A 6,863-nucleotide genomic window follows, 5' to 3' on the forward strand; every position below is an offset into this window, starting at 1 on the left:
GATTGCCGCATTCGTCTTAAATTTTGACAAATTTCCTAAGTTCGTGTTTTGTTCCTTCCGGCCGCCGCGGAGCGGTCTGGCGGGGCATGGCCATCATGCGTGAAGAATCTCCGGCGCACGGCGAGTCGATCGTCCTGCGCAACATTCTTGCCGGCCTTGCACTGGAGACCAAGCTGATCCGCCTCCAGCGGCAACTCTCCGCCAAAGGCTGGGAGACGCAGCCGCGCGCACCAGCGGGACAGCCGAATGGCGGCGAGTGGGTGCAGGGCCCGAGCGGCGGCCAATGGGCGTCGCTCCACGAGGACCGGCCGGGCGGCCCGTCGCCTCAGGATCCGCCGCCGCTCACGGAAAGCACCACGCTGGAGGACGGGACGCGCGTCCTGTCGGTCCGAATACACGCGGGGCGACAGCCCTTCGACGAACAACACACCGTCACGGCGCCGGATGGCGAGAGCCGGATCTTCGAGACGTCCGGCGAAACGCAGACGGTTCGCGACGGCAAAACGGGCGAGGTTCTATCGCGGACCACCTTTACGCCGACCGGTCTCGTCGCTGAGCCGATCGTTCAACAGGCCTTTGCCCCCGCCCTACCGCTGATCGCCGCCCCCGTCATCGCAACCTTCGAGCTTGGGTTGCAGCTCCTGACGTACCTCTCCACTCGTGAGGACGGGTTCGGCACTGTTTTGGGGCTTACAGCGCAAGCATATAAGTTTGGGGACGATCCGCAGATGAGCATGCCGATGTGGATCGGCCGGCTCAGCCAAGCTCAGCTGGATAACGCCTGTCCCAGAAACGGGGAAGCGCAAGCTATCGTGGACGAGGTGACTGCGCGTGTGACAGCACAGGGTGGGTATGCCAATGCTACGCAGCTGGGTACGATGATTCACATTGAGATCGCGCGCATCATCAACGAGAAGAGAGATCCAAACTTTGTTGCAGAACGTATATTAGCTGAACAAAAGGAAGATGGAAGTTACATTCTTTTTGGCAGCAAGAGAGCCGACGTATTTGAGAGGCCTCGCATCGACACCGTGTTTATCTAAGACCCAAAAACTGGTCGCCAGGGCTGGACCCCTAAGCAGGCCGTTGACTCCGTCAAGGCGGCAAAGCGCGAATTTCCGGAAGCAATGCGCTTCATTATGATACAGGTAAGACCTAGGAAATGGCCCAAATGATTGGCAAACCGGCACAGCAAATCAAGGAACTGTCGATGCCATTAATCGACAGAAATCAGGATGTCACTCTGACAGGCGGCAAATTTCTCTGCATTCAGAGTGTCGGTCATATTGCCAGGCAGATCCGAATTCACAACCGCGCTAGCCGAGGCTACTTCACGCTCGAATGGAGACTGACGGAACTGTATATTCGTGGAGACAAATTCGGATTCGGAGGTTATGGCCGATCGATCGGTATGATCGGACGGTCGCGCCAATTCAAACCCGCTGGCCAAGATGGAGTTTGGGATTGGGACGACCCGACGATCACTGAGGATTTCGTCGCTCAGGTTGAGACCGAAATCCTTCCGCTTCTTAGATCCTTGGACTCAATCGAGAAAATTGTAAACTTTATTTTATCCCAAGAAATGCGAGGTTATAGCTTCCACAAAGACCATATCTGGATGTGCCTTACAAACGCCGCGCTCGGCGAATTTGCGATTGCCAGAAAACATTGCGGCCTGATTACCCCAAGCTTCAAGGAACAATACGAGAAGAAAAAAGCGATCGATGATGAATCGATATCTGATTACCTTCGGAGCTGGGTTGCGCTGGGGGAGGCCCTGCAGGCCGGCGATTACATTACTTTGGCGAGGCTTCTCTGGGAGAACGAACGCTCTGAAGCAGACCGTTTTAAACTCGGCCGCCACTGGCAGCCCACGGCGTTTCCATTTCAGAAGGCTGCCACGCCGACAGGGATGGCCGGCGGACCGGATCAACAATGATCAGCGTGCGAGGAACTAGAATCCCTTCAGGTTCTCTGACAGTAGTAATAATTCGAAAATTAGATAAATACGATATAAATTAACTTTCGGATAGTGGCAGAAAGATTTATGTTTGCAAAAATCTCCAATGTCGCCAGGGCCTGCATTAATTTGTGAAGAGGATAGGCGTATGGAACAGCACAAAATCTTCAAAGTGCTAAAAACTTTGGAGGATGCCAAGATTTTTTCCGACTCGCGCGGGATCGGCCAGATACGATCAGGGTCGACGCAACGCTCTATGGGTTGCGCCTGGAGATCGAGTGCTTTGACGACAACCACATTGAGGTATCAACCTTCCGAGGGACGGAAGATATCGATGGAGATTACAATTATCTTATAAGAATACTGGCCGAGAACCCAATGGATTAGATAGGACGATGCGCCATCGCGGTCATCGGCACACCATCGGCAGGAGGCAGCGCTCGAGCGTCAAACCTCACTCCGGCCAGCGCAAAGCCGCCGCCGCCGCAAGCGTTCCGACCACGGCGGCGATCAGCGTCAGCGCGGCCAGCACGGCCAGCGGCACGAGGAACGGCACCGTCCCCCCGCTCGCCGCCTGAGCGGCCGAGACGCCGAAGATCAGCGTCGGGATCATCAGCGGCAGCACCAGCACCGCCAGGATCAGCCCGCCCCGCCGGATCGAGGCCGTGAGCGCCGCGCCCACCGCACCGATGAAGCTGAGCGCCGGCGTCCCGGCGAGAAGCGTCAGGGCCGTAGAGCTCATGGCGGTGCCGTCGAGGGCGACCAGCAGGCCGAAGAGCGGGGCAGCCAGCGCGAGCGGCAGGCCGGTGGTCAGCCAATGCGCCGTCACCTTGCCGAGCACCACCAGTTCCAGTGGCACCGGCGCGGCGGTCATCAGGTCGAGGGAGCCGTCCTCCTCGTCGGCCTGGAACAGGCGGTCGAGGCCGATCAGCGTCGCCAGCACGGCGGCGAGCCACAGGATCGCCGGGCCGATCCGCGACAGCAGGTTCAGATCGGGCCCGAGGGCGAACGGGACCAGCGCAACGATCATCAGGAAGAACACCAGCGACAGGGCGCCGGACCCACCGACGCGGCCGGACAGGCGCAGATCGCGGGCGATGAGGGCGAGAACCGCGCGGGTCATGCCCAGTCCTCCGTCACGTCGGTCACAGGGGCCGCGGCGGCGGTCTCGATGCGCAGTTCGGTGGCGTCGGAAAGCCCAAGCGCTTGGTGCGTCGCCGCGATCACGAGGCCGCCTTCGGCACGGTGTGCCGCCATCAGCGCGGCGAGCACCGCCTGCGAGGCCGTATCGAGGGCCGCCGTCGGTTCATCGAGCAGCCAGAGCGGCCGGGCGCAGACGAGGAGCCGCGCGAGCGCCACCCTTCGCCTCTGGCCCGCCGACAGATAGGCGACCGGCAGATCATGGGCATGGCCGAGGCCGAGCCGCTCCAGGGCATCGCCGGGCGAGAGGCGGGGTGCTCCCAGGATACGCTGGGCGAACAGCAGGTTCTCCCCGGCGGTCAGCGAACTCTTCAGCCCATCGCGATGGCCGACCGCATGCAGGCATTCCGGCAAGCTCGCCTCGCCGACATCGGCGATCGCGATCTGCCCGGCGTCCGGCCGCAGCCGGCCGGTCAGGATGGCCAGCAGGCTCGACTTCCCGGCCCCGTTCCGCCCGGTCACCGCGAGCGCATCGCCGGGCCCGAGGCCGAAGGACAGGTTGGCAAAGATGCGGCGGCCGGAGCGGCGGCAGGCCAGATTGTCCACGCTGAGCCGCACCCGATACCCCACCCCGTCCCGTACCCCCCTCCATGCCCGATTGCGCCGCGTAACGGAACCGCACCGCCCAGCTGAGCTTTCGTTCCGAAACGGAGGATTGCCTATGACCGAGGCGAGAAACCCGAGCGAGGCGGACATCGCCACGACACCCGATGCGGTGGCTGGCCGCGCCAAGGTCGAGGCGCGCATGGCCGCCTGTACGCGGGAGGAGCAGGCGGCCTTCTGGGAGGCGGTCGGGCGCTGCTTCGGTGGCGGCAAACCGCCGGAGATGAAGCCGGTCACCGAATAGTCAGACGCCCTTACGGGTCAGCGCCCGCAACGCGCCGCGAAAGGTGCGCACATCCTGCTCGGTCATGCTCATGCGGTGGAGCATGTCGCGCATGTTGCGGGCGATGATGTCGCGCTTCTCCGGCGGATAGAACCTCGCCGTGTCGAGGGCGGCCTCCAGGCTTCCGAACAGGGCTAGCAATGCCTCGCGGGTCGCCGGCGGGGTGAGCAGTTCGCCCGAGAACGGCAGTTCCGCCCGGCCGCTTGCCTGTCGCCACGCGTAGCCGACGAGCAGCACCGCCTGTGCAAGGTTCAGCGAGGGAAAGTCGGGCGACACCGGAAACGTGATGATGGCGTCGGCCAGCGACACCTCGTCGTTGGTGAGCCCGACCCGCTCGCGGCCGAACATCACTGCAGTGCGCTGCCCGTCCCGGCCGACGAGCTCGCCCATCGCCTCCTCGGGCGCGAAGACGCGCTTCATCTGCCCGCGCTCGCGCGCCGTGGTGGCCAGCACATACTGGCAATCGGCAATCGCCTCGGCGACGCTGCCGAAGAGCGTCGCGCCGTCGAGGACATGCGTCGCGCCCGAGGCCGCCTCACGCACGCCCTTCTTGGGCCAGCCGTTCTTCGGATTGACCAGGCGCAGCTCCGACAGGCCGAAATTCGCCATGGCGCGGGCGGTCATACCGATATTCTCGGCGAGTTGCGGCTCGACCAGGATCACCGCAGGGGCAAGCCCCGGCGGGAGTTCGGTCACCTTCCTGGGGGCGTCGCCCTGCTCGTCTCGGCTCGTCATGCAGGCGATCTGGCATGGCCGGCCCTCACCCGTCGAGGGCCGGGTGACGAAGCAGCCCGGATGACAGTGCGCGCCTTCCGTCGCCGGAAGGGCCGCGCTATGTCGCAGAGCGAATTCCAGCCCGGGCCGCCCGGGCGCACGACCGCACGGCCTTTGCATGCCGTGGGCGGGCACAACGCGGAAGGCATCTTTCCATGGCGAAGATCAAGGTAGCGAACCCCGTCGTCGAGCTCGACGGCGACGAGATGACCCGGATCATCTGGTCCGAGATCAAGGACAAGCTGATCCACCCCTATCTCGACGTCGATCTCGAATATTACGATCTGGGCGTCGAGCACCGCGACGCCACCGGCGACAAGGTGACGATCGATGCCGCCGAGGCGATCAAGCGCCACGGCGTCGGCGTGAAGTGCGCCACCATCACGCCGGACGAGCAGCGGGTGAAGGAATTCGGCCTCAAGGAGATGTGGCGTTCGCCCAACGGTACGATCCGCAACATCCTGGGCGGCGTGATCTTCCGTGAGCCGATCATCTGCAAGAACGTGCCGCGCCTTGTCCCGGGCTGGACCCAGCCCTTCGTGATCGGCCGCCATGCCTACGGCGACCAGTACCGCGCGACGGACTTCAAGGTGCCCGGCAAGGGCCGGCTTACCATCAAGTTCGAGGGCGATGACGGCACGGTCATCGAGAAGGAGGTGTTCAAGTTCCCCGACGCCGGCGTCGCGATGTCGATGTACAACCTCGACCAGTCGATCATCGACTTCGCCCGGGCCTCGCTGAACTACGGGCTGGCACGCAAGTACCCGGTTTACCTCTCGACCAAGAACACGATCCTCAAGGCCTATGACGGCCGGTTCAAGGACCTGTTCCAGAAGGTCTACGAGGAGGAGTTCGAGGCGAAGTTCAAGCCGCTCGGCATCACCTACGAGCACCGCCTGATCGACGACATGGTCGCCTCCTGCCTGAAGTGGTCGGGCGGCTACGTCTGGGCCTGCAAGAACTACGACGGCGACGTGCAGTCCGACACGGCCGCGCAGGGCTTCGGTTCGCTCGGCCTGATGACCTCGGTGCTGATGACGCCGGACGGCCAGACCGTGGAGGCCGAGGCCGCCCACGGCACCGTCACCCGCCACTACCGCGAGCACCAGAAGGGCCGCGAGACCTCGACCAACTCGATTGCCTCGATCTTCGCCTGGACCCGCGGCCTGTCGCACCGCGCCAAGCTCGACGGCAATGACGATCTGGCGAAGTTCTCCGCGACGCTTGAGAAGGTCTGCGTCGACACCGTCGAGGCCGGCTTCATGACCAAGGATCTGGCGCTGCTCGTCGGGCCCGAGCAGAAGTGGCTTTCGACCACCGGGTTCCTCGACAAGGTCGATCAGAACCTGAAGACCGCCATGGGTGTATGAGGCCCCAGCCTCGGATGACGTTGCGGCGGGTGCCCTGGGGGTGCCCGCCGTTTCGTTTCACGCTTCCACTTTTGATCATAAAAAGTCTTCTCAGCGTGATCCGGCGGACTGCAAAGCAGCCGCCCGCTGAGTCGGGATGTGTTTTTCGATAGGCCGCTTCGGACCACGCGCAATCCGGCCATCGGTCGATGTCGAATGCCATCGCCGGCGTTCTGGCGGCCAGTCCCGGCCCGCGCCGAAGTCGCCTTTGGCCCCAACGAGACTGTCTACAAAACGCTGACCGCGGTGGCGTCCCAGCCAATACGCAGAAAGGTCTTTACAGCTAGAAGGTGCAAATACGGTTGCATCAAATGCAATCGAAATTGCTATCAGCATGGAGTGGCGGATGGTGCAGTCTCTCGCAAGGCGCCAATGATAGATCCAAGAGCGATCTAATACCAATCGGCGTTGATCATAACCGGTAGGCCCACGGGCGCAGGCCAAGGGACATGATCTTCCAGGGCTGGTCGATGAGGCGATTCCAGGCGTCGCAGCACCGGTCGACGATGTCGTCGTAGAAGGCGAAGATCCGGTCGCCGAGCCAGTTGTCGCGCATGAATTGCCAGACGTTCTCCACCGGGTTGAGTTCAGGCGCGCAGGGCGGCAGCGTGAGCAGGGTGATGTTGGCCGGCAC

General features: G+C 62.8%; 8 protein-coding genes. 4 read left to right on the top strand and 4 right to left on the bottom strand.

Annotation, left to right across the window (positions count from 1 at the left end):
- Positions 1-86: 86 nt before the first annotated feature.
- Positions 87-1,043, top strand: coding sequence for a hypothetical protein (locus MKK84_RS03555; protein ID WP_243916653.1), 957 nt, complete (start codon positions 87-89; stop codon positions 1,041-1,043).
- Positions 1,044-1,171: 128 nt separating this feature from the next.
- A complete protein-coding gene (locus MKK84_RS03560; protein ID WP_243916654.1) occupies positions 1,172-1,939 on the top strand; it encodes a hypothetical protein in 768 nt (255 codons plus the stop codon).
- A 475-nt stretch (positions 1,940-2,414) separates the two neighbouring features.
- Here the strand turns inward: MKK84_RS03560 and ccmB are convergent, their stop codons facing one another.
- Together ccmB and ccmA are read right to left on the bottom strand one after the other, a co-directional pair.
- Positions 2,415-3,083 (bottom strand): heme exporter protein CcmB, encoded by a 669-nt coding sequence (gene ccmB / locus MKK84_RS03565; RefSeq protein WP_243916655.1) that lies wholly within the window; start codon positions 3,081-3,083, stop codon positions 2,415-2,417.
- Entirely contained in the window at positions 3,080-3,718 is a 639-nt protein-coding gene (gene ccmA, locus MKK84_RS03570; protein WP_243916656.1) for a heme ABC exporter ATP-binding protein CcmA, read from the bottom strand. The genes ccmB and ccmA overlap by 4 nt, the downstream gene beginning before the upstream one ends.
- A 103-nt stretch (positions 3,719-3,821) precedes the next feature.
- On the opposite strand from ccmA, the gene MKK84_RS03575 reads away from it, so the two are divergent.
- The gene (locus MKK84_RS03575) at positions 3,822-4,007 is read left to right on the top strand and encodes a hypothetical protein (RefSeq protein WP_243916657.1); all 186 of its coding nucleotides are present in this window, start codon (positions 3,822-3,824) and stop codon (positions 4,005-4,007) included.
- Here MKK84_RS03575 and MKK84_RS03580 read toward each other — a convergent pair whose 3' ends face one another.
- A complete protein-coding gene (locus tag MKK84_RS03580) occupies positions 4,008-4,781 on the bottom strand; it encodes an RNA methyltransferase (protein WP_243916658.1) in 774 nt (257 codons plus the stop codon). It abuts the gene before it with no gap.
- Between the two features lie 194 nt (positions 4,782-4,975).
- Between MKK84_RS03580 and MKK84_RS03585 the strand changes: the two genes are divergently transcribed.
- Positions 4,976-6,190 (top strand): NADP-dependent isocitrate dehydrogenase, encoded by a 1,215-nt coding sequence (locus MKK84_RS03585; protein ID WP_243916659.1) that lies wholly within the window; start codon positions 4,976-4,978, stop codon positions 6,188-6,190.
- Between the two features lie 451 nt (positions 6,191-6,641).
- On the opposite strand, the gene MKK84_RS03590 is transcribed toward MKK84_RS03585, so the two are convergent.
- Positions 6,642-6,863: transposase (locus MKK84_RS03590; RefSeq protein WP_243916660.1), on the bottom strand; the 222-nt coding region annotated here is incomplete at its 5' end.

Source organism: Methylobacterium sp. E-065 (assembly GCF_022829605.1).
In the GTDB taxonomy this organism is placed as follows: domain Bacteria; phylum Pseudomonadota; class Alphaproteobacteria; order Rhizobiales; family Beijerinckiaceae; genus Methylobacterium.

What these genes read in the sequence shown, in the direction of transcription:
- MKK84_RS03555 (WP_243916653.1), top strand. Translation starts at nt 87, where the DNA reads ATGGCCATCATGCGTGAAGAATCTCCGGCGCACGGCGAGTCGATCGTC.
- MKK84_RS03560 (WP_243916654.1), top strand. Translation starts at nt 1,172, where the DNA reads ATGATTGGCAAACCGGCACAGCAAATCAAGGAACTGTCGATGCCATTA.
- ccmB (WP_243916655.1), bottom strand. Translation starts at nt 3,083, where the DNA reads ATGACCCGCGCGGTTCTCGCCCTCATCGCCCGCGATCTGCGCCTGTCC.
- MKK84_RS03575 (WP_243916657.1), top strand. Translation starts at nt 3,822, where the DNA reads ATGACCGAGGCGAGAAACCCGAGCGAGGCGGACATCGCCACGACACCC.
- MKK84_RS03580 (WP_243916658.1), bottom strand. Translation starts at nt 4,781, where the DNA reads ATGACGAGCCGAGACGAGCAGGGCGACGCCCCCAGGAAGGTGACCGAA.
- MKK84_RS03585 (WP_243916659.1), top strand. Translation starts at nt 4,976, where the DNA reads ATGGCGAAGATCAAGGTAGCGAACCCCGTCGTCGAGCTCGACGGCGAC.